Source organism: Allochromatium vinosum DSM 180 (genome assembly GCF_000025485.1).
Classification (GTDB): Bacteria; Pseudomonadota; Gammaproteobacteria; order Chromatiales; family Chromatiaceae; genus Thermochromatium; species Thermochromatium vinosum.
In genome coordinates this window covers 1,027,962-1,054,670 of record NC_013851.1, presented here as the reverse complement: position 1 = coordinate 1,054,670, position 26,709 = coordinate 1,027,962, and the positions used below count along the sequence as shown (strand labels likewise).

The following is a 26,709-nucleotide window of genomic DNA, read 5'->3' as shown; positions in this document are numbered from 1 at the left end:
CAGCGTCCAACCCAAGCGGTCGAACTCGCATGCCTTTCATTCCTCACACGCCAGACGACATCGCCGCGATGCTCGCGACCATCGGGGTCGACTCCATCGAGGCCCTCTTCGACGAGATCCCGGCCGGGCTGCGCGTCGGCGCGCAGGCGCTCGACGCCATTCCGGGCGCCCTCTCCGAAATGGAGATCACGCGCCTGATGCAGTCGCGCGCGCGCGCCGACGGCCGGCCGCTGTGCTTCATCGGCGCCGGCGCCTACGAGCACCACATCCCGGCCGCCGTCTGGCAGATCGCCACCCGTGGCGAGTTCTACAGCGCCTATACGCCCTATCAGGCCGAGGCCAGCCAGGGCACGCTCCAGTTGCTCTATGAGTTCCAGTCGATGATGACGGCGCTCACTGGGCTGGACGTCTCCAATGCCTCGCTCTACGACGGCGCCTCGGCGCTGGCCGAGGCGGTGCTGATGGCGGTGCGCGCCAATCGTCAGACCAAGTCGCAGCGCGTCCTGGTGCCGCGCGCGCTGCATCCGGCCTATCGGCGCACGCTGCGCGCGATCGTCGAGCCGCAGGGCATCGAGCTGGTGGACGTGGATTTCGATCCGCGCGGCGGGTACACGCCGATCGAGCGGCTGGAGGCGGCGATTGGCGCCGGGGAGTGCGCCGCCGTCGTCATCAATCAGCCCAACTTCTTCGGTATCCTGGAAACCGTCGATGAACTGACCGACTGGGCGCACGCGCACAAGGCGCTGGCGATCGCCGTGGTCAATCCGGTCGCGCTCGCTCTGCTCTCCCCGCCGGGCGAGTGGGGTGCGAAGGGCGTCGACATTGCCTGTGGCGAGGCCCAGCCGCTGGGGATGCCGCTATCCTCGGGCGGTCCCTATGCCGGTTTTCTGTGCTGCAAGCAGGAGCATGTGCGCCAGCTCCCCGGCCGCATCGTTGGGCGGACGCTGGATCTGGACGGCAAGCCGGGCTTCACGCTCACGCTCCAGGCGCGCGAGCAGCACATCCGGCGCGGCAAGGCGACCTCCAACATCTGCACCAACCAGGGACTGCTGGTGACGGCGGCGACCATCCACATGGCTTTGCTGGGGGCCGAGGGACTGGAGCGGGTGGCGGCGAGCTGTCATGCCAACACGCGCCGGCTGGGCGAGTTGCTCGGCGCCATCTCCGGAGTCGAGCCGCTGTTCGAGCGTCCGGTCTTCCATGAACTGGCGCTGCGTCTGCCGGCGCCGACGGCCGATCTGCTGCGTTCGCTGGCCACCGAGGATATTCTGGGCGGCTTCGATCTCGGGCCGGACTATCCGGAACTCGCCCCGGCGCTGCTGGTCTGCGCAACCGAAGTGCGTACCGAGGACGAACTGCGCCGTTATGCCGACACCCTGGCACGGCTCATCGCCACGTCGGCCAACTGAGATTTTGGCCAACCGCCACGACAGACGACCTCATCCACACACCTGGAGACCCAAGAGATGGCTCAAACCGCACTGCAAGGCAATCCCGTCACCCTCAGCGGCGAACTGCCGGCCGTCGGCAGCGTTGCGCCCGACTTCCAGCTCGTCGACAAGGATCTGGCCGACCGCTCGCTGGCCGATTTCGCCGGTAAGAAGAAACTGCTCAACATCGTCCCGAGCCTGGACACGCCGGTCTGCGCGACCTCGACCAAGACGTTCAACGCCGCCATGGCGGCCAAGTCCGATGCCGTGGCCCTAGTCATCTCGGCCGATCTGCCCTTCGCCATGGGGCGCTTCTGCGGCGCCGAAGGCATCGACAACGTCATCGGTCTGTCCATGATGCGCTCGCGCCACTTCGCCAAGGACTATGGCGTCCTGATCGAGGACGGTCCGCTCGCCGGCATCACGGCACGCGCGGTCGTGGTGCTCGACGCCGACAACACGGTGGTCTACACCCAGCTCGTTCCCGAGATCACCGAAGAACCCGATTACGAGGCCGCTCTGGCCGCCCTCTGAGCCCCGTCCGTCCCCCGAATACTTCGGGGGACTCACCCCAGTCCATTCAAGATCGCCTCGCCATGCTGATCCAAGAGCAATCCAGAACCGGCCGCCGCGCCACGGCGCAAGCGCCACTCCAGGCACCAGAGGTCGCCGACATCCCAGAGGGACTGCGCCGCCGCGCCCGGCCCGCGCTGCCGGAGGTCTCCGAGATGCAGGCGGTGCGCCACTACACGCGGCTGTCGCAGCAGAACTTCTCGATCGACACCCATTTCTATCCGCTCGGCTCCTGTACCATGAAGTACAACCCCCGAGCCTGTAACAGTCTGGCGATGCTGCCCGGCTTCCTGGGGCGTCATCCGCTCGCGCCGGCGAGCCACGGTCAGGGCATCCTGGCCTGTCTGTTCGAGCTGCAAGAGATCCTCAAGGCCGTGACCGGCATGCACGCCGTCTCGCTCGCGCCCTCGGCCGGTGCGCAGGGCGAGTTCGCCGGGGTGGCTATGATTCGCGCCTATCATCAGGCGCGCGGCGATCACGCCCGCACCGAGATCCTGGTCCCGGACGCCGCGCACGGCACCAACCCGGCCTCGGCGGTGATGTGCGGCTTCAAGCTGCGCGAGATCCCGACCGGACCGGATGGCGACGTCGACCTCGACGCCCTGCGCGCGGCGGTCGGTCCGCAAACCGCCGGCATCATGCTCACCAACCCGAGCACGGTCGGCGTCTTCGATCGCAACATCCAGGCGATCGCCCAGGCGGTGCACGAGGCCGGCGGTCTGCTCTATTACGATGGGGCCAACCTCAACGCCATCCTCGGTCAGGTGCGCCCCGGCGACATGGGCTTCGACGTCATCCACATGAACCTGCACAAGACCTTCTCGACCCCGCACGGCGGCGGCGGTCCGGGCGCGGGGCCTGTGGGCGTCTCCAAGCGTCTGGAACCCTATCTGCCGGTGCCGCTGGTCGCACACGAGGGTGAGGAATACCGCTGGCTGACCGAGTTCGACCGCCCCGAGAGCATCGGCCGGCTGACGGCCTTCGGCGGCAACATGGGCATCCTGCTGCGCGCCTATGTCTATGCGCGGCTGATCGGACGCGAGGGCATGGGCCGGGTGGCCGAGTTCGCTACGCTCAACGCCAACTATCTGCTGGCGCAGCTCCAGGAGGCCGGGTTCGAGGCCGCCTATCCCGAGCGGCGCGCCAGCCACGAGTTCATCGTCACCCTCAAGCGCGAAGCGCGCGAGTTCGGCGTGAACACCATGGATTTCGCCAAGCGGTTGCTCGACTACGGCTATCACGCTCCGACCACCTATTTCCCGCTGCTGGTGCCCGAGTGTCTGCTGATCGAGCCGACCGAGACCGAGAGCAAGGAGGATCTCGACGGCTTCGTCGCGGCCATGACCGCCATTCGGAGCGAGGCGCAGGAGAACCCCGAACTGGTCAAGGGCGCGCCCCACAGCCTGCCGGTACGCCGACTCGACGACGTGCGCGCGGCGCGCCAACTGGATCTGGCCTGGACGCCGGGTGTCGGCGAGGGCGCGCATGGCTAACCACAACGTGCGTGGCTGGCGGCGCGTGGTACGCGCCTTCGGCTATTCGATGAAGGGATTTCGGGCCTGCTTCGAGCTGGAGGAGGCGTTTCGGCAGGAGATCTTTCTGCTGATCCCGCTGGTTCCGCTCGGAATCTGGCTCGGCGAGACGCCGGTCGAGCGCGCCATGTTGGTCGGAAGCCTGTTGATCGTCCCCATCGTCGAACTGCTCAACTCGGCCATCGAGGCCAATGTCGATCGTGTCGGCCTGGAGCGTCACGAACTCTCCGGGCGCGCCAAGGACATCGCCTCGGCGGCCGTCTTCTCCAGCATCGCCTTCTGTCTGGTGGTCTGGGCGCTGATCCTGCTGCCCAAGTGGCTGTGAGGCCGATCAGTACGACGACTCCAGCGCCGCGATGCGCTTTTCCAGCGGCGGGTGACTGCGGAAGAGCGCCATGAAGCCCTCGCCGATCCGGCCCGAGACGCCGAAGGCGGCGAACTCGCCGGACGGCAGGTCTTGCGGCTCGTGCACGCGCTGGAGCGCCCGTAGCGCTCCAGCCATCTGATGCCGGCTGGTCAGGCTCGCCCCGCCGGCATCGGCCCGATACTCGCGATAGCGCGAGAACCACATCACGATCATGGTCGCCAGCACCGAGAGCATCAGCTCGGCGACGATCGAGGCCACGAAGTACCCCACCCCATAGCCCTGCTCGTTCTTCAGGATCACGCGGTCGACCACATGGCCGACGATGCGCGAGAGGAAGACGACGAAGGTGTTGACCACCCCCTGGATGAGCGCGAGCGTCACCATGTCGCCATTGGCCACATGGCTGATCTCATGGCCGATGACGGCCTCGACCTCGTCTTCGCGCATATGATGCAGCAGACCCGTGCTGACGGCCACCAGGGCGTCGTTGCGATTCCAGCCGGTGGCGAAGGCGTTGGGATCGGGCGACTCGAAGATCCCGACCTCGGGCATGCCGATACCGGCCTGCTCGGCCTGACGCGCGACCGTCTCCATCAGCCATTGTTCGAGCCGGTTGGATGGCTGCTCGATGACATGGACGCCCATGCCGTGCTTGGCCAGGGTCTTGGACAAAAACAGCGAGATCAGTGAGCCGCTGAACCCGATGATGGTCGCCATGATCAGGAGTGCGCCCATGTCGATGCCGCCGCTCTCCAGCAGCAGGCTGTCGAGTCCGAGCAGGCGGAAGACGACGCTGATGACGATCAGCACCGCGACGTTGGTGGCCAGGAACAGTAGGATACGCATCATGTCGAGATGAACCTCTCAAACAACCATTTGAATAATAAGTCTTTTAGAGCGAAGACAACATTGGGGCACAGGCCAATGGCCTACTGAGGCCCGAGATGGGGACAGAGTTCGAACAAAAAAATGTAAAAAAGTGCTGGACAAGCCCGGAGGGCATCTATATCATTTGCGGTCTCAGAGCACTGGGGCCATAGCTCAGCTGGGAGAGCGCAACACTGGCAGTGTTGAGGTCGGCGGTTCGATCCCGCCTGGCTCCACCAAATTCAAAAGGTTCGATGATCCTGTCCAGTTCGTCGAATCGGTTAGAAAAAAGTCACTGTCCCCATCGTCTAGTGGCCTAGGACACCGCCCTTTCACGGCGGTAACCGGGGTTCGAACCCCCGTGGGGACGCCAACTATAAAAAGGGCTTGGATGAAAATCCAAGCCCTTTTTTCATGCCTGCTCGAAAATAGACTCAAGCGACCGGCGACCCGGTCGCTTCAGCGATGCCCTCAGCCGTCTCGCTCAGGCCGCGAGCGTCTGCGGTTCGTGCGACAGACAGCTCTTGGGGCAGACGCGCGAGCAGGACTCACAGCCGATGCAGTCGAGCACGTCCTTGAGGTTCATGACCATGCCGGGCGCCTCGTCATCGAAGGCATCATCGTCGTCCATGTCATCCAGATCCAGATCGTCGCGATCGATCAGCTCGAAGACGTCGCGCGGACAGACCTTGTAGCAACGGCCGCAGCCGATGCATTTCTGCTGATTGAGCGCGACGACGAATGACGGGGTCCAGGACGCTCCGCCGCGCGTGATTCCTGTGATGACAGACATGTTGGGTTCTCCAATATCGAAGTTCAGCCGGGCGCGCCAGACGCACCCGCGTATTCTCTAACCAGCCGCAGCGGCTTTGAGCCGGGTATTGGCCTCGGCCCAGGCGCGACAGGCGTCGTAGGTCGCCTGGGCGATCGCCGGCAGTTCCTCATAGGCGGCGGGCAAGCGGTCCTCGACCAGATCGTGCAGTTCGCTCGCGCGCTCGCTGGCGATGCGTTTGGCCTTGCTGACCGCCTTTTCCAGTGATTTGAGTTCCTCGGGTGTCATGCGCACGCCCCTGGGGTCAGAGACCCGCAACCTTGGAATGCTCGCCGATGAGTTCGAGCGCGACCGAGAGGATTTTGTCGGCCTCGTCCTTCATCTTCGACAGGCTCGGGAAGCCGAAGCGGTGGACATCGCGCAGGGTGCGGTCCATCACCACCAGCTTGCCGACGGTGATGAGCGCCCGCCCGAAGCCTTCATGGGTGAGATTGATCAGCGGCACGGCCATGAGTCCGCATTCGGACTCGATCAGGGCCGAAATCGCGTTGTAGAACGCCTTGACCCGCGCCACCACCAGCTCGTCGGGATCGCCGATGATCGGAATCTCCTGCTTCTTCTCCTTGGTCAGCACGAAGGGATCGAGGAGTTCGGCGGTCGAGAGCTTGTCGTATTGACCATAGGAGTCGATGGCGCGCATCTGGCGGTCCATCTCGACGATGAAGACCGATCGCAGGAGTCCTTCGTTTTGGATGTTCTCGGTATCACTCATGACCATGACCTTTTGAAAGGGTTGAAAGGGTTTGGATCGTGTCGAGGCGTGCGGAGCGCTGTCTGATCATTCGGTCCACCCCTCAGACTCCATGACATCGAAGCGATTGGCGCGCTCCGGATTCAGGCGCTCGATGGCGCGCGCGAGCCAGGCGCTCGGGCCGTCGCGCAGTTCGTCCTGGAGGGCGCGGATCAACTGATTCAGTGGAGTGCGGGCGGCGACCTTGATCGGCTGGATGCCGTGCGGACGCAGCCGGTCGACCGCCGAGGTACCGATGGCCTGACAGTAGACGGCGACGCAGCCGTCGAGCGCGGCGATCTTGGCGTCGAGCTTGTCCTCGTTGCCGTCCATATCGGCGGGGCCGAACTGGACGACTTCCAGCAGACTGGCCGTCTCGGCGTCGATCGCGTGGATGGCGAAGGACTCAGCCGCGCCGAAGTGCTGGTCGACCTCCTTGAGATTGGAGGTCGCGAAGGCGACCCGGATCGCCGTGTTCATGGGTTTGGTCTCGTTCGGGTCACTCAGGAGGCGCAGACGTCGTTGCAGTGGCATGGGGCTGGTCCTGTCCTGGTGGCGTGGGTGGTCGTTACGCGGCGTGTTTGATTGGGGGCTGATGCGGCGCTTCGTCCGGCCAGGATTTGAGCTTGGAGCGATAGGGATGGATCTCGCCCTTCTCCAGACTCAGGATCAGGTTGGCCAGGTCGAAGATCGTGGCGCGCGTGCCCGAGTAGCCGATCCAGGTGCGGGTGTAGCCGCCGACACGGTCGTATTGCGGGAATCCGGCGCGCAGCAGCGGCAGCCCCAGCCGCTCGGCGGTGTGGACGCCGTGCGAGTTGGTGATGACGACCTCGGCACGGTTGGCGCGCACGGCCAGCTCCAGGTCTTCCAGGTCGCCGATCTTGACCTGGGTGCACTGGGCCTGCTGGAGCACGGGCGCATTGATCGGGCTGACCGCCGCGACCGTCTCGCCGCCGACACCGGCCAGCATCTGCGTCAGGCCCACCAGCAGATCCGGCTCGGCAGCGATGGCCAGCCGCGCCATCCCGAGCATGAAATGACAGTCGAGCATCGCGTCCTGGAGCTGCTGACGCTGGCGCTCGATACGCGGCGGCACGGGTGCGGCGGCCAGCTCAGAGAGGGTCAGAATCAACCTGTCGACAGCCTCGATTCCCATGAGATGGGTGAAGCGATGATCGGGCACGCCGGTTTTTGCCTGGAGCGCATCGGCGGCTGCGTGCATCGAATCACCGATGACCAGGGTCGCCAGCGCCTCACCGAGCGTCTTGAGTTCCTCGACCAGGGTGCCGCCGATGGTCAGCGGGTTGTAGTCGCGCTCAGGCAGATGGCCGTCGAGCGAGTCGGACAGGTCGGGCAGCACCAGCGGACGCAGACCGAAACTCTCGATCAGCTCCTTCAGATGCTCCAGATCGCCGGGCGTCAGGTGCGAGCCGGCCAGCACGTTGATCTGACGCCGGCGTCGGCCCGGCTGAGTGCCGGCCTCGTCGGCGCTCGGCACCAGTTCTTCGATGATGGCCTTGACGGCAGCGGCATAGCCCGACTCCATGGCGCCGCTGAAATCGGGTGTGGAGACCGGAACCACCGGAATGGCGGCGAATTCGGGATGCGCCTCGCGAAAGGCGTTGACCGCCATGCGGATATCGGCGCCCTGGGTCTCGACCAGTCCGGTGGTCGGCAGTCCGATCAGGTCGGGCCGATGCTTCTCGCACAGGGTGCGCAAACCCTCGACCACCAGCTCCTGACTGCCCATGACCGCGCTCACATGGTCGATGGCCGTGGTCTGGAGCGGGATCGGCTCGCGGAAGTGACGCACGAAGAAGATCTTGCCGAAGGCGGTGCAGCCCTGCGAGCCGTGCATCATCGGGATGGTGCGGTCGAAGCCGAGGAAGGCGAGCGCCGCGCCCACGGTCGAGCTGGCCTTGAGCGGACTGACACAGAGCGCCTTGCTGCGTTTGACGATCTCAGGCATGACGCACCTCCAGCGCGGTGGATTCGGAAACCATGGGGGTCGTGACGGCAGGCGATCGCGTCGTCGCCGCCGACCGCGCCCAGGGCGGCGGACGACGCACGGCCTCCCAGATCGGACTCTCGATGGTCAGACAGAGCTGGCGCGCCAGTTCCTCCATGCCCGCGTAACCGGCATAGCCGAATTCGCGCTCCTGATTGATGTCCAGGAAGGGAAGACGCGCCTTGAGCGCCGTGTAGAGATTGCGGCCACCGGCGATCAGAATGTCGACGCCCTGATCGTGCACCATGTCGATCAGGGTGCGCGGGTTGCCCTCCTCGATCATCACCGCGTCTTCGCCCATGAGTTCGCGGATGCGCGCCTTGTCCTCCTCGGTCGACTTGCGCGTCCCGCTCGCCACCACGGTCATGCCCAGATCCTGGAGCGCCGAGATCACCGACCAGGATTTGACCCCGCCGGTATAGAGCAGCACCTTGCGACCCTGGAGCCGCTCACGCCAAGGGGCGAGCGCGGCCTCGGCCTTGGCCTCTTCGCGCGCGATCACGACCTCGGTGCGGGCGGTCAGATCCGGGTCGTCGATGATCCGGGCGAAATCGCGCAACGCCTGCGACACATCGCGCACCCCATAGAAACTACCCTCAAACCAGGGCGTGCCATAGGTCTCCTTGAGCCGCCGCGCCACATTCACCAGGGCGCGCGAGCAGACCATCATGTTGACCTCGGAGCGGTGCATGGTCTGCACCTCGCGGAAGCGTGCGTCGCCCGAAAGGGTGCAGAGCACGCGCAGGCCCAGTTCGTCGAACAGCGGCAGCACATGCCAGAGTTCACCGGCAATGTTGTACTCGCCGATCAGACAGATGTCGTGGACCTTGAAGCCGGGACGTTCGATGCCTTCGGGGATGGGATCGGGTTCGCGTCCGCCGCAGACACGCTTGACCATGGTCTCGCCCGAGATGCGGCTGCCGAGATTCTTGGCTCCATAGAAGCCGGCGGCATCGATCGGGATCACGGGCGTGCCCCAGCGCTGCTCGGCGGCCCGGCAGACAGCCTCGACGTCGTCGCCGGTCAGGGCCGGAACACAGGTGTTGTAGACGAAGACGGCGGCTGGCTGATAGCTGTCGACCGCCTGCTTGATCGAGTGGAACAGGCGCTTCTCACCGCGCCCCATGATGATGTCCTGCTCGGTCAGATCCGTGGTCATACCGATCTTGTAGAGCCGTGGACCGCTGGAGCGCGTGCCGCGGTTGTCCCAGGAATTGCCGGCACAGGCGATGGAGCCATGGACGATATGGGCGACATCCCCGATCGGCAGCATGGCGATCTGCGCCCCATCGAAGGCGCAGCCACCCGCCGTCGCGCCCGGCTTGGGCTTGGCGCAGCCCGATTTAGACTTGGCGTTGTGCGCGCAGGCCGGCTCGTCGAGCAGGGCGGAGAGGTCTTTTGGCTTCATGCGTGGCTCCCAATGAGGCGTTACGAGAGCCTTAAAGCACGAATCATGCCTTGCATGACAGGAGCCGTTAGAGGCTTGATTCGATTGGGGTGACGGCACCGAGACGACTGTTACAGCCGTCGCAGCCGGGCGACGCCGGCTGTCGGGGTCGCGACAATCGGCCGCCTTGTCGCAACCACGACATCGGCCGCGCTTCGATCCTGTTTGACGAACGGCCCGATGGCCGCTATCATTGCGCGTCTCATCTGGCTATGTAGCTCAGTTGGTTAGAGCATCGCACTCATAATGCGAGGGTCCCCTGTTCGAGTCAGGGCATAGCCACCATAAATTCAAAGACTTACGGCGCATGGATGCGCGTCAAGTCGCCTCGAAACGCCTCAATTTCGTCCTGTAGTGGTACCTCATTTGGTACCTACCCCTTTGATCTAGTCCGCGTCATTGCTGGCGTTGCAGCCGGTCCAGGCTTGCGACTGGTACCGCATGGTGCCTGCCCGACCCATCCTGCTCTCGAAGTATCCACAAGCGCCAGCCGATCCAACACGGCGGCGGAACTGGTACCTTGTGGTACCTGGATACCTCAAGCGGCTTCCGTCCGATCCGTCCATCGGGTCGCTGGCGCTCGCTGCTTTTCGATGTCACCACGCGAACAGCGCCACAGACAGGGGACCGGCTTTCTTCCGGCTCATGTCATCACCTGCCGCACCGCAACAGCCGCTCATGGGCCTTGTCCAGTCGCGCCATGCTTCCCTCCATGAAGGCGTGGGCGTGTCGGTCGTGCTCCGCCACTAGTCGCCAGAAGGTCCGCCAGTGCATCCCCTTGGGCTTGGGGCCATGGCCGAATGCGATACCGGCTGGCCAGCCAAGCCGCGCTCGGATACGGTCGGCCTTGTGAACCGCTCGCGTATCGGGGGGTTCGCGCGTGCTTTGGTAGTTCAGTCCCGCGCACTCCCGACAGTAGAACCCGCCGCGTCCTCGGTAGAGCGCCCCACAGCGCCGCCCGCACCAGGGGCACAGGAACCACGGACGCGAACCGCTGAACCGACAGGGGGCGCGCTCGATGTCTATCCATTGCTCGATGGGACTACCGTTCGGCGGGGTGTAGGTCAACGCCAGGGCGTCCGCCTCCACGCACACATGGACAGATCCCAAGTCCTGCCAGCCGCCGCGTGTGATGTTCCAGATCGCCCGCGCACCAGGGGGCAGATTCCCCCAGTCCTTGACACTCAGGCGGTGCCGGTCTCGGGTCGTCGCCTTGGCCGTACCCCGGAATCCTGAACCGAATCCGCCCATGTTCACCTCGTCACGGTTTGCCTAAATCCCTTGTGAAGTTTACCGGGTGACTACTTGCCCAATCGAGCGAAAGCCAGCCACGGCGCGGTTTGCAGCCCAACCGAATAAACAACCCTAGGCGAGCGCGAAAACAGCCGAACAGCGGGGTGCGAAACGTCCCCGCGCGGGGTTCGCCTCGGAAGTACCTTGGACATGCGCAGCCGAAAGTGAGTTTTGGTAAGCGCCGAGCGCGGTGCTTCTCGGCGCGATCTCAGGTTTTCTCGGGTTCGGGTGCTGTATTTTGCAGTGCCGCTTGCCGGGCACTAATGTCGCCAGCCGGCAGGGCATCAAGCAGGGCGCAGGCGTGGCCTGGGGTCAGAGTGGCCAGAGGGACGGCTCAAAAAACATGAAATTGAGCCGATTAGGTGATCTGCTCAAAGGCGCAGTCGGGATTGTGGCGTCTACTTGCAGGCACCTTTACCAAGGCACTTGCTGCCTAGGATAGAAGAACCCCTTGATGCAATTCGGGTTGCGGATGCAGAGCTGAATGTGATTCTTTTCCTTGAAGCCAGCGCCAGGATACAGATCCTCACCTTCCCAGAAGACACCGCGCACAGAATCGTAAGCTTGCTGCTTTTTCTTCATGTCACGCCGACGCTGAGCGTGAAGAAAATTGATCACGGCACAATCCAGCTCACGAATTAGCAGATCATGGCTACAGCAAAACTTGGGCGAGGTGTTATTGGGGAGTGGCTCACCGGCAGCTTCCAGGGTCGCCTTGAGGGCGTGATAAGCTGTCGACAGATAGGACAGGGATTCGCTGTCGGTCAGATCGAGGCAATGTCCCAAGTCCAGCACCGCACCAATCACAACAGCATTGGGAATGCGGCGATCCCGCGCAAAACGCTCGGCTCGGTGCGGGCTATTCTCCCAAAAATACATGCCATGCCCAAGCCAGTCGTAGTTGTTTGCGCTGGGCTTGAAGGCGCTGCCGGAGGTCTCGACGAGCGCCTTAGCGGTTTCAGCCTTCGTGGCATGAAACCCGAACACTAGACCTGGACTTCTTCCGTACATCCGGTGGATCGACGTTTAAACAGGGATTTGTATGGATCGGCGATGCGTCCGTCTTCAGTCATGATCCCGGCCTCTTTTAGGGCTTGGCGGGCTGCTTCGGGTGAGGCGGTGACCTCGCGCTTAAATCGGCGCATCTCCAGGATGTTTTGGGCGGCTTCTGAACGGTTCATGATGGGCCTCGCGCGTGTAGGGTTGGCACGCGACACTCGCGGCGCGATCTCCATAGTGCGTTGCTGGTCGGCAACACACAACATATAGCGGTTGACAACTTGACAACAGTTGATTTTTTTGTTTCACGGCAAAGATTAGGTCCAGAGCGGCGGAAACGCAAGCGGGGGGCAGGCTCCATCCGTGGCCCGGTAGCACCCCCTTTAGATAAGTTTGGCGGCAGCGTTCAGGGTTTTGATCATGGCGCGGTTTTCGCTTTACCGTCAGAGGTCGCGTTTCAAACGGCGGCCTTAGCGCGCCTGGAAGACGCAATGAAAAGCCCAACGCTTCGCGCGCGCGGAGTGCGTCTCAATAATGCCGCGAAAAGCCGAGATAATACCCCCAACGCTTCGCGCGCGCGTTATGGGCTTCGTGACGGGTCTCGCTCGAAATCATCATCCGAGATCCGTCGATCCAGCCACGCCAGAGGACGGCGACGATTGGCCTTGGCGCTGCGCCGCGATCTGGTTGCATAGTGCTCGGGACTGGCCAGGGCTGCCCGTGCTTTCTTCAGGTTCTCGCGAGCCGCGTCCTTGCCCTCGGGCGTCCTCGGGCCGGTGGACTTGCCGCCATGCAAGGCGCATCGGCCGGAAGCGTAGAGATCGCGCCGCTTGCATCGTCCGCCCGCTCGGGTTCTAGCGCCGCAGATTTCTCTGTCTGTCGTCATTCGCTGCGCCCTTATCAATTCCTAACCGCTCATGGGCTTGGTGCGAAACCTTGCCCTGATCTTGTTGTTCTCACGGACTTGGTGTCGGCCTCGGCGCTGTAGCTTTTTCCATCGTCTCACGGGGTTGGCGTGCCTGAAGCGCCCTCACCTCGCCCTCGATAGCGGTGAGATCCGACCTCAGATGCTCTACAGCGAATCCGCGCGCCTTGGCCTGTGCGAGTGCCTGCCTGATCCGTGTGCGTCGCTGCAAGGCGATCTCAAGCGCCCCTCGCTGCTCCAGTCCGGGCGGTCAATCATCGGCGTGTTCTCCGGTCACTGGGTCGGGAATGGTTGGGATCGGGCGCCAGCCCATAGGCGGCTCGCGCGCGTCGCTCAGCTTCGGTGCGGGTCAGTCCGGCGTCGAACTCCAGGATCGCGGCGCGTTCCTCGAAGGCTTCCAGCCGCGCATCGTGATTTGTCGCCTCGGTGTCCGGCTCAGAATGGGATGGAGTCATGGAAGTCATGGGCCGGTGGCTGGCGCTGGGTCGGTGCCTGATCGCGTTGGCGGTCATCCCCATTCGGACGCTGGCGACCACCACCAGGGCGCGCACTCTTGGCGGTCACGACCGATTCGGCCAGCAAGGTCCAGGACTCGCGTTCGGTACCGTCCTTGCCGGTGTACCGGCCTCGGGTCAGCTTGCCGATGGCGGCGACCATCTGCCCCTTCTCGGCTCTCAGCAGCGCCTCGCACTGGTGCCCGAAGGCCATCAGTGAGACCCACAGCGTTTCCGAGTCGCCATCCTCGGTACGCTGGCCAGTGACATCCACAGCCACGGACGCCAGGGCCATAGGATTTCCGGTGCGCGTGGTCTTCTCGGTCGGATCGGCAGCCAACCTGCCGTAGATGTTGCTGATCAGCATGGGGTGATCTCCTGAAAACGGGTGCAGTGAATTTCGGCATCGGGCCACGGCCAGAGTGACCCGGGGCGCTTGGAGGCAGGCGCGGCGATGGTGCAGTGTCCGAGACCACCAGGGGGATTGATCCGGTCTGGCGTCCAGTGGGCACAGCGGGCACAGACAGCCTGGGCGGTGATCTCGATGCCGCTGTCCGGCTCCGTGGCCTGATCGTCCGGCCAGTCGGCCAGTCCCATCTTCACCACGTCCTCATAGAGTCCGCGCAGTTGCTCCGGGTCGCGCGCCACGGCCTCGATGAACGCCTGTCCGGCTGCAAGATCCGTCTCGCCGACTGCGCGCAGATAGGCGTAAACGACTTCGAGCACGTCAGGAGGCAGACTCGGGGCCGGTCCAGGGTCCGGCTCGCGCTCGATCTCGGCTCCCGGATAGATGGCTATCACCTCGGCGGCAGTCTTGGGCGGGTCATACCAGATCGATTCGCGCCGCCCGTCCGGGTGCCGGACGATCCAGCGGCTATGACGATCAGGATCATCGTTGGCGGCAGTGGTGGCTGCTAATTCTGCGAATCTGCTAATCGTGAGTGCGCCATCGGCGGCAGACTCCCCTGCTAATCCTGCAAATCTGCTAATTGCGGGCGCTGTAATCGTGTTTGCGATTACGGGTTGCGGTGCCGGATTAGCAGGATTCGCAGAATTAGCAGAGGGCAGCAAGGCGGCCGGATCAAAGAACATGGGGATGGACCCTCCACGCCAGCTTGGCCTTGACGCCCTCGACCTCGGTTCCGGGCGGTGCCTCGACCAGATAGCCGTTGCCGACCAGCTCGGCGACAGCCGCCGTGAACCGGACCTTGTTTCGCAGTTGGGCCGGGCCACGGGTCAACACAGGCGCCGACCGGAACAGACTGATCCTTCGTTCCCTGATCCACGCCAACAGCGCCTCGGCGTCCGTCACGGCCTGGGGGATGGCAGCCGCGCCGCGAATGCGCAGAGCTTCAGCCAAGTACCACTGAATGAGCGTCAAGGCGCGGGCGAAGTGGTCGGCTGAGATTTCGCGCGCGGCCAATCCCTGCTCGATGACGGTCAGCACGCCCGCGATGCGGATGGCGTTGTCCATCGCCTTCGACCCACGGTCGCGGATCTCACACAGCGGCGCTCCGGGCGCCATCAGCGACTCGAACTGATTACCCGCTTGAACGGCCATCGCCTTGGCGTCCGGTGACAGCGGCAACGGTTGCGGGTCGAGAACCTGCCCGCGCTGGTCCTTGGTGCGCGGAGGCGTCTCGAACAGCGTCTTGAGCTTGCCGAACAGACGCCGGATCTCGGGTCGATCCCCAGCCCATTCGTACTGCTCGATATGCCGGGTGCCGATCGTCGATTGCGGCCAGGCGACCAGACAGCGCGCCAGGAACCCCTGTCCGTTGGCGGTCGGGTCGCTCAGAAGCGTGCTCATGATGTCCGGTTGGGCCAGTTGGTGCAGAGCCATGCGCCGCCCGTAGAGGATGCCGGACCCATCGCCAGCCCGAACGCGGTCGAAGGGCGAGCCATCCCACAGCTTGCACCAGCGCGCCAGCGTCTTGAGCGCGTTGTCGGAGTTGAGCGCATGACCGCCGATCAGCAATCCGCCCTCATCGGAAAACAGCGCCACGCTGGGTTGTCCGATGGCCAGCAGCTTGTACAGTCCCTCGACCGTTGGATCGGTGACGAAGCGCAGCGGCAGCACGGGCGCGACGGGTTGCGCGCCAACCTCAGCCGCCGCGCGGCGGAAGTCTTCGAGATTGCCCTTGTCCTTGCCCGACGCGCGTTTCTTGGCCTGCTCGGATGCGGCTTTCCAGGCCGCCATTTCAGACTCGAAGCTCTCCATGTCGGCTTCATACGCCGACATCTCCGCACGCTCTTGGGCCTTGGCCGCTCCGAGAACCAAGTCATCGACACCAGACTTGCGTTCGCCGGATTCGCCAACGGTCAGCATGGCCAGCGAGAGCGGCTTGATTTCGCCCCACGGCATGTGAGCATCGAAATGCGCTTGCGCCGCGAACGAGGCAGCGGCCAAGACGCTCTGCGCGCACAGCGCCAGCGGTGCCTTGACGCTTTCATGTAGAGCGATTGCCGCCGTTCCGAGCACGTCACCCAGCGCATTGACCGGGTACGGCTCGGCCTCGGCCATCGGTGCGCGCAGCGGCTCCGGCTCCGGCCATTGCGCCGCCGGGCGATTCGCAGAATTAGCAGGATTAGCAGCCCCGCCCGGTTCGCGGTTTTCTTGACGCTGGCGCTCGCTTGTCTGACGTTCGCCCTCCATCCCCAGCAGCCGGGCGGCCTCTCGAACAGCGGCCTTGGTGTCGCCACCATGCGCCAGGATGCACCAGACCGAGAAGGCATCGTGTGCATGGCCATCATTGAGCGGACAGCAGCCGTGACTGGAGAAGACGCGCGGCGGGTCTGACTCGGGCAGCAGCCGCACGCCAGCCATGCCGGTGGTGGATTCCGGGTGCATCCAGCGGTTGCCGCGCTTCGGGATGTACCCGTGATGACGCAGCAGCTCCCGGACATCGTGGGCCGCGTTGAAGGTATCGATGACGCTGGCGGTCTGTGGGCCTTGGCGTTTACCGGCAGCGGCGCGGAGGGCGTCCTGTGCGGCGCGCGCCGCATTCAGCAGGGACTCGACGGGCAGCGGGTCGCCCTCGATGGCGACATGCCCAAAATAGATCAGCCGCTCTTGGGGAGCGCGGGGAAGATAGAGCGGTTGGCTCGGCTTCAGTGTCGAAGGATCGAAGCAATCACTGATCCCCAGCACACTGGCCACATGGCGCCCGAACACATCCAGCTCGCCGGGCTGGAGCGGGCGATCCAATGCCAGCACCAGCCGGTATCGATGATGGGCCACGCCGGGCGGTTGGATGCCGGGGTCCAGGTGGCTGTGCGTCGTGTGCAGGATCGCGCGCCAACCGCACAGCTCGATCTCGGCGGCCATTTCCTGAAGCGTGGGCGGCTCCGGGCCGATGACGGTCTTGATGCCGGTCTCGGGGTTCCGCGCGGTCTTGGCCTCCACATCCAGCGCCAGCACGGAGACTGAGCGGACGTGCTCATTGCCGCGCGGGCCGGGGGCATGGTCGCCAGCGAGCCACAGCGGACCATCCTTGGCCCCGACCTCGACGCTCTTGAGCCGCTTGGCCAGTTCGCTCCAGGTCACTTCGCGACGGCGGGTGATGGGGCCGGTGACGGTATCGGCCAGCGCGATTGGGAAGCGGGCCGGTTCTTCGCCAAGTCGATCCCGAATCGACTCGGGCGGGGTCACATCGGTCGTGACTCCCTCGGCGATGGGTATGTCGTTGGAATACCCGCCGTTGGCGGTTTCCCCCTCGTCGGGGGAGAAGCACGCCAGATCGCCGCCTTCGCGCTCCTGCTCGGCTTCCGCCATGATGGCCAGATCGGCGGCGACCTCAGCGGCTTCGTTGGTGGCGTCGGTGATCTCGAACGGGGCTGGCTCGTCGGTCTTCAGCCGAATACCGCGACGCTGGCGCTTCGCGGCATTCTCAGCTTGGACCTTGGCTACGACCGGCGCGGCCAGCTCATCGGTCAGTTCCACCAGCTCGCCGGGCGCCTGGGCCTCGATCGAAGCACGGACCTCAGGCGGCAGGTTGGCGGGGGTGATGTGGGGAGCGCCCGAAGGCGCCCCACTGGGGGGCGCGTGGGTCATTACTGCTCGCCCTCCCCGGTCTCGCCAGCGCGGTCCAGCTTGGCCAGCTCATCAGCCGCCATCTTGGCCATGTCGATCCAGACGCGGCGCAGCGTCTCGGGGTCGGCCTTGGCGGGTTCGGGAGCTGGCTCCTGCTCCAGACGCTCGATCGTGTTGCACGCGATCTGATCGGCATCACTCCAGGTGTCAGCGGTGCCGTACTCGACGACGCATTCGTTGGCGTGGTTCACCACGAACCAAGTAAACGGTCCCGGTGCCTTGTGGTCGGCGGGCGCGATGTAGTAGCCGAACCCGTCAGCAGGCGCCGTGGCGCACGAACTGAGCGGCAGGACCGACTGCACCAGACCCAGCACAGCGGGGAGGTTGTAGAACGCGCTCCAGAGCTTGGCGCTCTCGTCACAGGCTGGCATGTTGCACAGCGCCTCGCTGAACGTATCGATCGCGGCATCAAGCACGCTGGCAGCGTGTTCGAGTGCAATCTCAGCAGGCACGCCGGGCGCGACGCTGAACAGGTCACTTCCGCAGACAGGGAGTGAGTAGAAGGTGGTGGCGGTGGTGGCGAGCTGTTCGCCGTGGGTGTGGTCTTGCGGTTTCATGCTGTTGGTCTCCGAAAAGGATGGATGACCAACTGCGTACAGGCGGGCAAACGGCAGGCACGGGGACGCGCAGACGTGCGCGGGCCTTGGGCCTTGGGATATACTTGTCCTGCCGGTGCTCAGGCTGTTACAGCAGTCGGAGCTTTGCCGTCAGGCGCTTGAGACCCGCCTGACGGACGGTTTAAACTCTACGCCGATTTCAGATCCCTTTGCAATGCCCGAGCGACTGGTCCCCGCTCGGGCGTTGCTGTTTATGGCCCACTTCCGGGCCTCCTTCATGCGCCGCTCGGCGCGGATCTTCTGCGATCTTCTCGACATCGTGACGACTCCCTGTCAGGCGGCTTCGCGCGAATTGAGCCATGCAATGAAGGCGTCTTCATTGACCAGGATCTTTCGCCCCAGCCGCTTGACGGCTGGCGCCAGCCCATTACGGTGCGCGTTGCGGATGTAATGGCGAAGTGAATACTCGGTGAAGGTTGGACGCTTGGCGCCAGCATTCAACCGTTCAGCCAAGGCACCGATTGAGCGCCATTGACTTGGGGCGGTGGATGAATTGGCGGATGCGGTGGTATCGCGGTGCGCGATGGCTGGCATGGCTAACCTCACATGGTTGGATGCGCCTTGATTGGCGTGGTTGCGAGATTAGCGAGACGAAATCAGGGGCGCGACGGGCAGAAATACCGCGACGATTCGCCCCGCACAAGTCATTGATTCAATTGCTTTCTACGCTCCGAGATACGGCGCTTCAAGGTTTCCCGTTTTGCGCCCTGTTTGTCTCGGTTAGCTTCAGGGTAATGCTTTTGAATAGCGAACTCGATACCTTGCGCTTCGGTTTTCTCCCTTGCTTGTATCGCTTCGTAGTTCTTGTGAAACCATGCCCAAGCGGTGCATTCAGCTTCGAGCATGGCTATTTCAGGTGCGCGGCCTGGACGCGGTTTAGGGGTTTCTTCAGTATCAGCTTCATTCAGGGGATCGTCGCCTAGCCCCAACGGACACCAGCTTGGGTGCTCATAGGGAGGAGGAGGACGCTCAAAATTTCCCCCTATTCTCTCCGATGCGCCTTTCTGCGCGAGGAATTCGGATAAATCGTGACCGCTAATCCAGTCCTCTATTGATGTTCCAGTTTCATCTAGTCTTGTCTTACCCGTAGCTATAATTTCTCTGTGCAGTTCAGTTTTAATATCTAACCATTCATCGACGTAGCCCGGTTCCAACAATAGGCTATTACGCCGTTTGAAAGGCATACCATGGCAGAGTGCAGCGGCGATCTTGGCGGCTGTACCTGCCCAATACCAAGACAGGTCTCGGTATTCTTCGGGGATCTTGCTCATTCCATCCCCCCCAACACCTTATCCGCCGTCCCCTGGACAAGCTCATGGGCGGCTTGCTCGGCAAGGTGTGCGTATCGCTTCGTGGTCTGCGCGGATCGATGCCCCAAAACCGCGCCAATCTCGACGAGACTGGCGCCATGCGCCGCCATGAAGGACGCGGCCGAATGCCTGAGATCATGCCAACGAAACCCCTCGATACCGGCTCGCCTCAAGGCGGTCCTGAACGGCGTCCGAAGGTCTACCGGCTGGCGCGTGCTGACTCGACTTGGGAACACCAGGGCAGCCCCGGTGATGTCGGCAACCTTGCCCCGCCGATACCCGGCTTGCCGGGCCTCCAGGATCGGCTTGACTTGGGACGCAATGCGCACGGCACGAACCCCGCCCTTGGTGGTGGTCTCGTTGTCCACGCGCAGATACAGCACGTCCTTGACCAGATCCACATCACGCCAGCGCAGTCCCAGCAACTCGCCTCGACGCGCCCCGGTGGTGATGGCCAGCACCACAGCCAAGTACAGGTCGGGACTCTCAGACGCTCGACAGGCTTCGAGCAAGCGGCTCAGTTCGTCCTGAGAGAGAAACCGCGTCCGGCCATTGGCCACTGACGGCTTATCCACATGGGCCATCGGTGACTCTTTGACCCAATGCCAACGCTTGACGCAGGTCGTGAGTACAGACGCCAGGACGGCGAGATAGCCATGCACGGTTGCTGGCGCCTTGGAGGTCAGCAATTCATCCCGACATCCGGCAATCTTGGCAGGCGTTACATCGGATAGGCGAAGGTGCCCCAGCTCAGCGCACCAGTAATCCAGGCGTTGCGCATATGTGGGGCGCGTGGTGGCAGTATGGTCAGGCAGGATCTCGGTTCGGTAACGCTTGATCGCGTCTTTGAGGGTGTGTTTCTGCCCTTCCATGATAAGCCCCGCGCGATCCTCCAGGGCAGCGGCCTCGAACTTCCGCGCCCATCGTTCGGCGGCGGTGCGGGTCTTGAAGGTGCGGGAGGTTTCCCCGTCCTGCCCGATCAGGCGGACGCGAGCCTTGTAGACAGTCCCGGACGGGCGCTGTAGTTTGGTGATCGTGGCCATGGCTACCCCGATAGCTGTTGGCGGCAGGAACCCCGGTGGGCTGCATCCCTTCGGGGTTTCGTTTGTGCGTCAACTGGCGTGGTTACGCATGGCCAAACATTAGCACACGTTACAGTGCACTGGTACCTGAATTGGTACCTAGAAGATAAAACAGGCTCTCAAGTCGCTTTTTTGCTGGCAGAGCATCGCACTCATAATGCGAGGGTCCCCTGTTCGAGTCAGGGCATAGCCACCATCGAATTCATAAAAGCCGATATCAGCAAGCGTTAATATCGGCTCTTTCGTTTGACCATCGGACGCGCGACTGATAGAAACGGCGCCTCCAAATCCGTCCGATGGCGATCCCCATGATGTCTCTACCCAAGGCGGGTCTCGCACGCCTCCCGATCCCGCCCGCCATGCTGGCGCTCGGCGCAGGCGTGCTGATGGTGCTCAGCTTCGCACCCTTCTCGCTGTTTCCGGTCGCCATGTTGGCCATGGCGATTTTCCATCAGTCGCTCGTCACCGCCAGTCCACGAAGCGCCTTCTGGCGCGGCTGGCTGTTCGGCGCGGGCCTGTTCGGCTTCGGCGTGTTCTGGATCCGGATCAGCCTCAATGAATTCGGCAACATGGACGCCTGGGTCGCGCATCTGCTCACGGCGCTGTTCATCGCGGTCATGGCGCTCTACAGCGGCGCGGCCGGCTGGCTGGTCCGGCGCCTGGACCCAGGGCCGGCCTGGGTCGCTCCGCTGATCCTGCTCCCAGGGAGCACAGTCCTGCTCGAATGGGTGCGCGGCTGGCTGTTCACCGGCTTCCCCTGGCTCAGTCTGGGTTATGGTCAGATCGCCGGACCGCTGGCCGGCTATGCGCCGATCCTAGGCGTGCATGGCCTCAGCCTGCTGGTCGCACTCTCGGGCGGGCTGCTGTGGTGTGCGATCCGCTGGCGTCACCGCGCGCGGATCGGCGCCGGGATCGCGCTGGCGGCCATCTGGATCGGTGGGGCCGGACTGAGCGCTGTCGACTGGACCGAGCCGTCCGGCCCGCCGCTGCGCGCCAGCGTGCTCCAGGCCAACATTCCGCAGGCGATCAAATGGGACCCCGAGGCGAGCCTGATGATCGGCGAGACCTATGTCGATCTGACCCTGGAGCACCTGGACTCGGATCTGATCGTCTGGCCCGAGACCGCCCTGCCCGATTTTCTGCACCAAGTTCGCGCACCCCTGCTCGACCCGCTCACCGAGCAGGTGCGCGCCGAGGGCGCTGAACTCGTGCTCGGGTTGCCGGTGATGGATCTGGAGAGCGGACGCTATTTCAATGGACTGCTGGCGATCGGGAGTCAGGAGGATCTCTACGCCAAGCGTCATCTGGTGCCGTTCGGTGAGTTTCTGCCCTTCAAGTCCTGGCTCGGGCCGCTGGTGCGGCTGTTCGAGATCCCGATGTCGGACTTCAGCCCCGGCGACGACCGCCGCCCGCTGCTGAGCGTGGGCGCACACCGGGCCGGGGTGTCGATCTGCTACGAGGATGTCTTTCCGGCCGAGGTGATCGAAGCGCTGCCCGAGGCCGCCTATCTGATCAACGTCAGCAACGATGCCTGGTTCGGCGACTCACTCGCCCCGCCGCAGCATCTGGAGATTGCACGGATGCGGGCGCTGGAGACCGGGCGCGATCTGCTGCGCGCCACCAATACCGGGATCTCGGCCATCATCGACCATCGCGGTCGCCTGATCGACACCCTGCCGGCCTTCGTGCGCGGTGCGGTCACGGCCGAGATCCAGCCGCGCCAGGGTGCTACGCCTTTCAGCCGGTTCGGTAACGCGCCGGCAGTCGGGCTGGCCCTGGCCCTGCTGCTGCTCGGCGGCCGGCACAACATTCGCCGTCTGCTTCAGTCGATCTTCAGCAAATGGGCGCGATAGTGACGCAGCTCGTCGACGGATTCGCGGATGTCGTCGAGCGCCAGATGCCGTGAGGCCTTCTTGAAACCGCTCGCCACCTCAGGCGCCCAGCGCTGGGCGAGGATCTTGAGCGTGCTCACGTCCAGATTGCGGTAGTGGCAATAGGCTTCCAGACGCGGCATCCAGCGCGCCAGGAAGCGCCGATCCTGACAGATGCTGTTGCCGCACAGCGGCGAAGCGCCGGCCGGAACGTACTCTGCAAGAAAGGCGAGCGTGGCCGCCTCGGCCTCAGCCTCACGCTGCGCACTGACGCGGACGCGATCGAGCAGCCCCGAGGCGCCGTGATGCTCGCGATTCCAGTCGTCCAAACCAGCCAGAATTGCCTCGTCCTGATGGATCGCGATCACCGGCCCCTCGGCCAGCACCCGGAGCTGACTGTCGGTGATCAGGGTCGCGATCTCCAGGATGCGATCGTGGTCGGGGTCCAGCCCGGTCATCTCCAGGTCGATCCAGATCAGGTTGTGCTCGCTCTTGCTCATATGTTTCGGGCCCATGCGATGGTTCGGTTCGATGTCCGGCACATTGTCGCATCATTGTCGGTCAAGCTACGTGCCGCGCGCACCATGTTCGAACATCGACGGCCCGCGCAACACGCCTCGCCGGCCCAGAAAGCCGCCCCAAGGGACCGAACTCCGCGATACCCTCGAAGCCTCGTTGACCTTGGCCTCAAACTTGCTCAACGATCTGCGTTATATTGTCTCTGATATAACACCCCACTCGGAGATCGACCATCATGACGCACAGCCTCGAACAGAGTCTGGAGACCAGCGGCGCGCTGCGACTGGATCTGAATCAGCAGCGCTTCGCCGGCCATGGCCGAATCGATCTGTTACGCCGCATCGCGGAAACCGGCTCGATCTCGCGCGCGGCCAAGTCACTGGGCATGTCCTACAAACAGGCCTGGGACGCGGTCGACGCCATGAACAATCTCTCGCCCCAGCCGCTGGTACGGCGTCAGGTCGGCGGGCGGCATGGCGGCGGGACCGAGCTCACCGAGGAGGGACGACGCCTGATCGCGGTCTACGAGGCCGCCGAGCGCGAGCACCGGCGCTTCCTGGAGCGCCTGAGCACGGGCATTCAGGATTTCGATCGTTTTCACGCACTTTTGGGAACATTGAGCATGAAAGTCAGCACACGCAACCATCTGCGCGGGGTCGTCTCTGCGATCAAGCTCGGCGCGGTCAATGCCGAGGTCACGCTCGACATCAATGGTGATCCACTGGTCGCCATCATCACCAACGATAGCGTCGCCGCGCTGGGCCTGGCAGTCGGCACCGAGGCCTTCGCCCTCATCAAGGCGTCCTTCGTCATCCTCGCCACCGAGGACGGCGGACTCAAGACCTCGGCCCGCAACCGGCTGTGCGGCGTCATCGAGCACATCGTCACGGGGGCGGTCAACACCGAGGTGGTGCTGGCACTCGATGGCGGAACCCGACTCACAGCCATGATCACCAATGAGAGCACCACCGATCTGGGACTGATGGTGGGCGAGCGTGCCTGCGCCCTGATCAAGGCGCCGCACGTCATCCTGGCCGTCAAGGATTGAGCGGTTGGCTGTAACGATTCGTTGTTGCGCCAGCCGTTATATCTTTATTGATATAGCCGTCCCTTCATCCGTGTCAAAAGATTGCAGATCAGGAGAACCCGCATGAAAACCATACCCAAGACACTCACCGCCCTAGCCCTGCTCGCCGGCGCCTGTACCGCGCAGGCCGAGACCGTTCAGGTCGCGGTCGCGGCCAATTTCACCGCCCCCATGAAGGTCATCGCCGAGGCCTTCGCTCAGGACACCGGCCACAAGGCCGAGGCCGCCTACGGCTCGACAGGCAAGTTCTACGCCCAGATCACGAACGGCGCCCCCTTCCAAGCGTTCCTGGCAGCCGATGACACCACGCCCGCCAAACTGGAAGACGAGGGCATGACGCTACCCGGAACCCGTTTCACCTATGCCACGGGCACCCTGGTGCTGTGGAGTGCCGATCCCGCGCTCATCAAAGATGGCGCCAAGGTGCTGGGTCGTAACAAGTTCCGCAAGCTCGCCATCGCTAACCCCAAGACCGCGCCCTATGGCGCCGCCGCCGTCGAGGTCATGAAGGGACTCCAGGTCGATCAGATGCTCGCGCCCAAACTGGTCCAAGGCGAGAACATCGCTCAGACCTACCAGTTCGTCAGCACCGGCAACGCCGAGCTGGGCTTCGTCGCCCTGTCACAGGTGTTCAAAGACGGCAAGATCATCGGGGGTTCGGGCTGGGTCGTCCCGGCCGAGATGCATGAGCCGATCCGTCAGGACGCGGTGATCCTCAAGACCGGTGAGGGCAATGCAGCGGCGAGCGCCCTGATGGACTATCTGAAGAGCGACAAGGTCAAGGCCATCATCCGCTCCTTCGGCTACGAGATCTGACCGGACGGGCGCGCCATGGGCTTCTCTGATGCCGACATCCAGGCGATCTGGCTGACATTCCGTCTGGCCGGCCTGACCACACTCCTGCTGCTGCTCATCGGCACGCCCATCGCCTGGTGGCTGGCGCGCACCCGCTCGCGCTGGAAGGGGCCGGTCGGCGCCGTGGTGGCACTGCCCCTGGTGCTGCCGCCCACGGTGCTCGGCTTCTATCTGCTGCTGGCCATGGGGCCGAATGGTCCCGTGGGCCAGCTCACCCAGGCGATCGGGATCGGCCTGCTGCCCTTCACCTTCTGGGGGCTGGTGATCGCCTCGGTGTTTTATTCGATGCCCTTCGTGGTGCAGCCGATCCAGAATGCCATCGAGGCGCTCGGCGAGCGCCCGCTGGAGGTGGCCGCGACCCTGCGCGCCGGTCCCTGGGATCGCTTCTTCAGCGTCGTGGTGCCCCTGGCGCGGCCTGGGTTCATGACCGCCGCCGTCCTGGGGTTCGCCCACACGGTCGGCGAATTCGGCGTGGTGCTCATGATCGGCGGCAACATACCGGGCGCCACGCGCGTGGTCTCGGTGCAGATCTACGACTATGTCGAGGCCATGGAGTACGGTCAGGCGCACTGGCTGGCCGGTAGCATGGTGATCTTCTCGTTCCTGGTGCTGCTGGCACTCTATACCATCAAACCCAACCAACGCCGTTTCTGACCCCATGAAGACCGATCACATCCAGGCCCGCTTCCAGCTCGACTATCCGGAATTCACGCTGAACGTGGATCTCGAACTGCCGGGACGCGGGGTCACGGCTCTGTTCGGGCATTCCGGTTCGGGCAAGACGACCCTGCTGCGTCTGATCGCCGGGCTGATCCGGATCCAGGATGGCCGTCTGAGCGTCAATGGCGAGGTCTGGCAGGATGACCGGATCTTTCTGCCGACCCACAAGCGCCCGCTGGGCTATGTGTTCCAGGAGGCGAGTCTCTTCCCGCATCTGACTGCGCGCGGCAATCTGGAATACGGCATGAAGCGCGTCGGCAACGCCATGGACGGCGCGGCGCTGGAGCAGGCCGTCGCGCTGCTCGGCATCGGTCATCTGCTCGACCGGCGCCCGCATCAGCTCTCGGGCGGCGAGCGCCAGCGTGTGGCCATCGCGCGCGCCCTGGCGGTCCAGCCGCGACTGCTGCTGATGGACGAGCCGCTGGCCGCACTCGATCTCAAGCGCAAGCAGGAGATCCTGCCCTATCTGGAGCGGCTGCACGACGCGCTGGAGATCCCGGTGCTCTATGTCAGCCACTCGCCCGACGAGGTCGCGCGGCTGGCCGATACCGTGGTGTTGATGGAGCAGGGGCGCGTGCGCGCCCAGGGGGCGGTGAACGAGCTGTTCAGCCGGCTCGATCTCGCGTTCGCTCAGGATCAGGAGGCGAGCGCCATCATCGAGGGCGTGGTTCTGAGTCATGACGACGACTATGCCCTGACGCGGCTGGAGATCCAGGGCGGCCATCTGAGCGTGGCGCGACTCAATCGCGACATCCATGAACTGGTGCGGGTGCGTATCCATGCGCGCGATGTCAGTCTGGCCCTGGACGAACCGGGAGCGTCCAGCATCCTCAACATCCTGCCCGCGCGCATCCTGGAGATGCGCGAGATCGAACAGGCACAGGTGCTGGTCAAGCTCTGCACGGGAGCTGGCGAGAAAACACCGCTGCTGGCCCGCATCACCCGCCACTCGCGCGACCGGCTACGGCTGCATGAGGGCCAGAGCGTCTTCGCTCAGGTCAAGGCGGTGGCCTTGATGGATTGACGTCGGAAGACCGACGCTCCCAACGCAAGAATGC

29 protein-coding genes and 4 tRNA genes are annotated in these 26,709 nt (G+C 64.0%); 13 read left to right on the top strand and 20 right to left on the bottom strand.

Annotated elements, in window-relative coordinates; translation table 11 throughout:
* Positions 1 to 29: 29 nt before the first annotated feature.
* The 4 genes from gcvPA to ALVIN_RS04515 all read left to right on the top strand — a co-directional run bounded on the left by gcvPA (position 30) and on the right by ALVIN_RS04515 (position 3,860).
* Positions 30 to 1,409, top strand: coding sequence for an aminomethyl-transferring glycine dehydrogenase subunit GcvPA (gcvPA, locus tag ALVIN_RS04530; RefSeq protein ID WP_012970134.1), 1,380 nt, complete (start codon positions 30 to 32; stop codon positions 1,407 to 1,409).
* Positions 1,410 to 1,466: 57 nt separating this feature from the next.
* Positions 1,467 to 1,964: a thiol peroxidase gene (tpx, locus tag ALVIN_RS04525; RefSeq protein WP_012970133.1), complete on the top strand. Its 498-nt coding sequence runs from the start codon at positions 1,467 to 1,469 to the stop codon at positions 1,962 to 1,964.
* Positions 1,965 to 2,026: 62 nt separating this feature from the next.
* Positions 2,027 to 3,496 (top strand): aminomethyl-transferring glycine dehydrogenase subunit GcvPB, encoded by a 1,470-nt coding sequence (gcvPB, locus tag ALVIN_RS04520; RefSeq protein ID WP_012970132.1) that lies wholly within the window; start codon positions 2,027 to 2,029, stop codon positions 3,494 to 3,496.
* On the top strand, positions 3,489 to 3,860 hold the full coding sequence (locus ALVIN_RS04515) for a diacylglycerol kinase (RefSeq protein WP_012970131.1): 372 nt from the start codon (positions 3,489 to 3,491) through the stop codon (positions 3,858 to 3,860). The genes gcvPB and ALVIN_RS04515 overlap by 8 nt, the downstream gene beginning before the upstream one ends.
* Positions 3,861 to 3,866: 6 nt before the next feature.
* On the opposite strand, the gene htpX is transcribed toward ALVIN_RS04515, so the two are convergent.
* Positions 3,867 to 4,751, bottom strand: a complete 885-nt coding sequence (gene htpX, locus ALVIN_RS04510; RefSeq protein ID WP_012970130.1) for a protease HtpX — start codon at positions 4,749 to 4,751, stop codon at positions 3,867 to 3,869.
* A gap of 181 nt (positions 4,752 to 4,932) precedes the next feature.
* Here htpX and ALVIN_RS04505 point away from each other — a divergent pair.
* Both ALVIN_RS04505 and ALVIN_RS04500 read left to right on the top strand, forming a co-directional pair.
* A tRNA-Ala gene (locus ALVIN_RS04505) sits at positions 4,933 to 5,008 on the top strand.
* A gap of 58 nt (positions 5,009 to 5,066) precedes the next feature.
* A tRNA-Glu gene (locus ALVIN_RS04500) sits at positions 5,067 to 5,142 on the top strand.
* A 111-nt stretch (positions 5,143 to 5,253) separates the two neighbouring features.
* On the opposite strand, the gene fdxB is transcribed toward ALVIN_RS04500, so the two are convergent.
* The 6 genes from fdxB to nifE form a co-directional block, all read right to left on the bottom strand.
* A complete protein-coding gene (fdxB, locus tag ALVIN_RS04495; protein ID WP_012970129.1) occupies positions 5,254 to 5,562 on the bottom strand; it encodes a ferredoxin III, nif-specific in 309 nt (102 codons plus the stop codon).
* A 57-nt stretch (positions 5,563 to 5,619) separates the two neighbouring features.
* A complete protein-coding gene (locus ALVIN_RS04490; protein ID WP_012970128.1) occupies positions 5,620 to 5,829 on the bottom strand; it encodes a CCE_0567 family metalloprotein in 210 nt (69 codons plus the stop codon).
* A 16-nt stretch (positions 5,830 to 5,845) separates the two neighbouring features.
* Positions 5,846 to 6,313, bottom strand: coding sequence for a NifX-associated nitrogen fixation protein (locus ALVIN_RS04485; protein WP_012970127.1), 468 nt, complete (start codon positions 6,311 to 6,313; stop codon positions 5,846 to 5,848).
* 66 nt (positions 6,314 to 6,379) lie between these two features.
* Entirely contained in the window at positions 6,380 to 6,865 is a 486-nt protein-coding gene (locus ALVIN_RS04480; RefSeq protein ID WP_012970126.1) for a NifB/NifX family molybdenum-iron cluster-binding protein, read from the bottom strand.
* 34 nt (positions 6,866 to 6,899) lie between these two features.
* Positions 6,900 to 8,300, bottom strand: coding sequence for a nitrogenase iron-molybdenum cofactor biosynthesis protein NifN (gene nifN, locus ALVIN_RS04475; protein ID WP_012970125.1), 1,401 nt, complete (start codon positions 8,298 to 8,300; stop codon positions 6,900 to 6,902).
* A complete protein-coding gene (gene nifE, locus ALVIN_RS04470) occupies positions 8,293 to 9,747 on the bottom strand; it encodes a nitrogenase iron-molybdenum cofactor biosynthesis protein NifE (RefSeq protein WP_012970124.1) in 1,455 nt (484 codons plus the stop codon). The genes nifN and nifE overlap by 8 nt, the downstream gene beginning before the upstream one ends.
* Positions 9,748 to 9,994: 247 nt before the next feature.
* Here nifE and ALVIN_RS04465 point away from each other — a divergent pair.
* Positions 9,995 to 10,071: transfer RNA gene (locus ALVIN_RS04465), tRNA-Met, on the top strand.
* Positions 10,072 to 10,437: 366 nt separating this feature from the next.
* On the opposite strand, the gene ALVIN_RS16530 is transcribed toward ALVIN_RS04465, so the two are convergent.
* From ALVIN_RS16530 to ALVIN_RS04420, 12 genes are all read right to left on the bottom strand, one after another.
* Complete coding sequence (locus ALVIN_RS16530) at positions 10,438 to 11,037, bottom strand: hypothetical protein (RefSeq protein WP_012970123.1); 600 nt, start codon at positions 11,035 to 11,037, stop codon at positions 10,438 to 10,440.
* A 456-nt stretch (positions 11,038 to 11,493) separates the two neighbouring features.
* Positions 11,494 to 12,090, bottom strand: a complete 597-nt coding sequence (locus ALVIN_RS04455; protein ID WP_012970122.1) for a hypothetical protein — start codon at positions 12,088 to 12,090, stop codon at positions 11,494 to 11,496.
* Positions 12,066 to 12,260: a hypothetical protein gene (locus ALVIN_RS17520; protein WP_012970121.1), complete on the bottom strand. Its 195-nt coding sequence runs from the start codon at positions 12,258 to 12,260 to the stop codon at positions 12,066 to 12,068. Before ALVIN_RS17520 ends, ALVIN_RS04455 begins: the two co-directional genes overlap by 25 nt.
* 398 nt (positions 12,261 to 12,658) lie before the next feature.
* The gene (locus ALVIN_RS18275; RefSeq protein WP_081442710.1) at positions 12,659 to 12,964 is read right to left on the bottom strand and encodes an HGGxSTG domain-containing protein; all 306 of its coding nucleotides are present in this window, start codon (positions 12,962 to 12,964) and stop codon (positions 12,659 to 12,661) included.
* A 293-nt stretch (positions 12,965 to 13,257) separates the two neighbouring features.
* Positions 13,258 to 13,458, bottom strand: a complete 201-nt coding sequence (locus tag ALVIN_RS16970) for a hypothetical protein (RefSeq protein ID WP_148217457.1) — start codon at positions 13,456 to 13,458, stop codon at positions 13,258 to 13,260.
* Positions 13,439 to 13,864: a single-stranded DNA-binding protein gene (locus ALVIN_RS04450; protein WP_012970119.1), complete on the bottom strand. Its 426-nt coding sequence runs from the start codon at positions 13,862 to 13,864 to the stop codon at positions 13,439 to 13,441. Before ALVIN_RS04450 ends, ALVIN_RS16970 begins: the two co-directional genes overlap by 20 nt.
* On the bottom strand, positions 13,858 to 14,298 hold the full coding sequence (locus ALVIN_RS04445; protein ID WP_043795520.1) for a hypothetical protein: 441 nt from the start codon (positions 14,296 to 14,298) through the stop codon (positions 13,858 to 13,860). Before ALVIN_RS04445 ends, ALVIN_RS04450 begins: the two co-directional genes overlap by 7 nt.
* 280 nt (positions 14,299 to 14,578) lie before the next feature.
* A complete protein-coding gene (locus tag ALVIN_RS16525) occupies positions 14,579 to 17,551 on the bottom strand; it encodes a YfjI family protein (protein ID WP_012970117.1) in 2,973 nt (990 codons plus the stop codon).
* Entirely contained in the window at positions 17,551 to 18,147 is a 597-nt protein-coding gene (locus tag ALVIN_RS04435) for a hypothetical protein (RefSeq protein ID WP_012970116.1), read from the bottom strand. Before ALVIN_RS04435 ends, ALVIN_RS16525 begins: the two co-directional genes overlap by 1 nt.
* A gap of 333 nt (positions 18,148 to 18,480) precedes the next feature.
* Entirely contained in the window at positions 18,481 to 18,741 is a 261-nt protein-coding gene (locus ALVIN_RS04430; protein WP_012970115.1) for a hypothetical protein, read from the bottom strand.
* Between the two features lie 110 nt (positions 18,742 to 18,851).
* On the bottom strand, positions 18,852 to 19,478 hold the full coding sequence (locus ALVIN_RS17515; RefSeq protein WP_012970114.1) for a hypothetical protein: 627 nt from the start codon (positions 19,476 to 19,478) through the stop codon (positions 18,852 to 18,854).
* Positions 19,475 to 20,560, bottom strand: a complete 1,086-nt coding sequence (locus ALVIN_RS04420; RefSeq protein WP_012970113.1) for a tyrosine-type recombinase/integrase — start codon at positions 20,558 to 20,560, stop codon at positions 19,475 to 19,477. The genes ALVIN_RS17515 and ALVIN_RS04420 overlap by 4 nt, the downstream gene beginning before the upstream one ends.
* 153 nt (positions 20,561 to 20,713) lie before the next feature.
* On the opposite strand from ALVIN_RS04420, the gene ALVIN_RS04415 reads away from it, so the two are divergent.
* Together ALVIN_RS04415 and lnt are read left to right on the top strand one after the other, a co-directional pair.
* Positions 20,714 to 20,795: transfer RNA gene (locus ALVIN_RS04415), tRNA-Met, on the top strand.
* Positions 20,796 to 20,907: 112 nt separating this feature from the next.
* Positions 20,908 to 22,452: an apolipoprotein N-acyltransferase gene (gene lnt / locus ALVIN_RS04410; RefSeq protein ID WP_223295262.1), complete on the top strand. Its 1,545-nt coding sequence runs from the start codon at positions 20,908 to 20,910 to the stop codon at positions 22,450 to 22,452.
* Here the strand turns inward: lnt and orn are convergent.
* Positions 22,422 to 22,970 carry an oligoribonuclease gene (orn, locus tag ALVIN_RS04405; RefSeq protein WP_043795517.1) on the bottom strand — a complete coding sequence of 183 codons (549 nt, stop codon included), beginning with the start codon at positions 22,968 to 22,970 and terminating at the stop codon, positions 22,422 to 22,424. The two genes, lnt and orn, sit on opposite strands and share 31 nt — an antisense overlap.
* 254 nt (positions 22,971 to 23,224) lie before the next feature.
* Between orn and ALVIN_RS04400 the strand changes: the two genes are divergently transcribed.
* The 4 genes from ALVIN_RS04400 to modC all read left to right on the top strand — a co-directional run bounded on the left by ALVIN_RS04400 (position 23,225) and on the right by modC (position 26,675).
* Positions 23,225 to 24,037 (top strand): TOBE domain-containing protein, encoded by an 813-nt coding sequence (locus ALVIN_RS04400; RefSeq protein ID WP_012970110.1) that lies wholly within the window; start codon positions 23,225 to 23,227, stop codon positions 24,035 to 24,037.
* 102 nt (positions 24,038 to 24,139) lie between these two features.
* On the top strand, positions 24,140 to 24,892 hold the full coding sequence (gene modA, locus ALVIN_RS04395; protein ID WP_012970109.1) for a molybdate ABC transporter substrate-binding protein: 753 nt from the start codon (positions 24,140 to 24,142) through the stop codon (positions 24,890 to 24,892).
* 15 nt (positions 24,893 to 24,907) lie between these two features.
* Complete coding sequence (gene modB, locus ALVIN_RS04390; protein ID WP_012970108.1) at positions 24,908 to 25,585, top strand: molybdate ABC transporter permease subunit; 678 nt, start codon at positions 24,908 to 24,910, stop codon at positions 25,583 to 25,585.
* Positions 25,586 to 25,589: 4 nt separating this feature from the next.
* Positions 25,590 to 26,675 carry a molybdenum ABC transporter ATP-binding protein gene (gene modC / locus ALVIN_RS04385; RefSeq protein ID WP_012970107.1) on the top strand — a complete coding sequence of 362 codons (1,086 nt, stop codon included), beginning with the start codon at positions 25,590 to 25,592 and terminating at the stop codon, positions 26,673 to 26,675.
* Positions 26,676 to 26,709: the final 34 nt, after the last annotated feature.

Coding starts and splice junctions, on each gene's coding strand:
- ALVIN_RS16530 (WP_012970123.1), bottom strand. CDS start 11,037: ATGGGCGGATTCGGTTCAGGATTCCGGGGTACGGCCAAGGCGACGACC.
- ALVIN_RS18275 (WP_081442710.1), bottom strand. CDS start 12,964: ATGACGACAGACAGAGAAATCTGCGGCGCTAGAACCCGAGCGGGCGGA.
- ALVIN_RS04490 (WP_012970128.1), bottom strand. CDS start 5,829: ATGACACCCGAGGAACTCAAATCACTGGAAAAGGCGGTCAGCAAGGCC.
- ALVIN_RS04430 (WP_012970115.1), bottom strand. CDS start 18,741: ATGCCAGCCATCGCGCACCGCGATACCACCGCATCCGCCAATTCATCC.
- tpx (WP_012970133.1), top strand. CDS start 1,467: ATGGCTCAAACCGCACTGCAAGGCAATCCCGTCACCCTCAGCGGCGAA.
- ALVIN_RS04480 (WP_012970126.1), bottom strand. CDS start 6,865: ATGCCACTGCAACGACGTCTGCGCCTCCTGAGTGACCCGAACGAGACC.
- modC (WP_012970107.1), top strand. CDS start 25,590: ATGAAGACCGATCACATCCAGGCCCGCTTCCAGCTCGACTATCCGGAA.
- ALVIN_RS04485 (WP_012970127.1), bottom strand. CDS start 6,313: ATGAGTGATACCGAGAACATCCAAAACGAAGGACTCCTGCGATCGGTC.
- gcvPB (WP_012970132.1), top strand. CDS start 2,027: ATGCTGATCCAAGAGCAATCCAGAACCGGCCGCCGCGCCACGGCGCAA.
- gcvPA (WP_012970134.1), top strand. CDS start 30: ATGCCTTTCATTCCTCACACGCCAGACGACATCGCCGCGATGCTCGCG.
- nifE (WP_012970124.1), bottom strand. CDS start 9,747: ATGAAGCCAAAAGACCTCTCCGCCCTGCTCGACGAGCCGGCCTGCGCG.
- modB (WP_012970108.1), top strand. CDS start 24,908: ATGGGCTTCTCTGATGCCGACATCCAGGCGATCTGGCTGACATTCCGT.
- ALVIN_RS16525 (WP_012970117.1), bottom strand. CDS start 17,551: ATGACCCACGCGCCCCCCAGTGGGGCGCCTTCGGGCGCTCCCCACATC.
- ALVIN_RS17515 (WP_012970114.1), bottom strand. CDS start 19,478: ATGAGCAAGATCCCCGAAGAATACCGAGACCTGTCTTGGTATTGGGCA.
- ALVIN_RS04455 (WP_012970122.1), bottom strand. CDS start 12,090: ATGTACGGAAGAAGTCCAGGTCTAGTGTTCGGGTTTCATGCCACGAAG.
- htpX (WP_012970130.1), bottom strand. CDS start 4,751: ATGATGCGTATCCTACTGTTCCTGGCCACCAACGTCGCGGTGCTGATC.
- ALVIN_RS04515 (WP_012970131.1), top strand. CDS start 3,489: ATGGCTAACCACAACGTGCGTGGCTGGCGGCGCGTGGTACGCGCCTTC.
- ALVIN_RS04450 (WP_012970119.1), bottom strand. CDS start 13,864: ATGCTGATCAGCAACATCTACGGCAGGTTGGCTGCCGATCCGACCGAG.
- lnt (WP_223295262.1), top strand. CDS start 20,908: ATGATGTCTCTACCCAAGGCGGGTCTCGCACGCCTCCCGATCCCGCCC.
- orn (WP_043795517.1), bottom strand. CDS start 22,970: ATGAGCAAGAGCGAGCACAACCTGATCTGGATCGACCTGGAGATGACC.
- ALVIN_RS04420 (WP_012970113.1), bottom strand. CDS start 20,560: ATGGCCACGATCACCAAACTACAGCGCCCGTCCGGGACTGTCTACAAG.
- fdxB (WP_012970129.1), bottom strand. CDS start 5,562: ATGTCTGTCATCACAGGAATCACGCGCGGCGGAGCGTCCTGGACCCCG.
- nifN (WP_012970125.1), bottom strand. CDS start 8,300: ATGCCTGAGATCGTCAAACGCAGCAAGGCGCTCTGTGTCAGTCCGCTC.
- modA (WP_012970109.1), top strand. CDS start 24,140: ATGAAAACCATACCCAAGACACTCACCGCCCTAGCCCTGCTCGCCGGC.
- ALVIN_RS16970 (WP_148217457.1), bottom strand. CDS start 13,458: ATGACTCCATCCCATTCTGAGCCGGACACCGAGGCGACAAATCACGAT.
- ALVIN_RS04435 (WP_012970116.1), bottom strand. CDS start 18,147: ATGAAACCGCAAGACCACACCCACGGCGAACAGCTCGCCACCACCGCC.
- ALVIN_RS04400 (WP_012970110.1), top strand. CDS start 23,225: ATGACGCACAGCCTCGAACAGAGTCTGGAGACCAGCGGCGCGCTGCGA.
- ALVIN_RS17520 (WP_012970121.1), bottom strand. CDS start 12,260: ATGAACCGTTCAGAAGCCGCCCAAAACATCCTGGAGATGCGCCGATTT.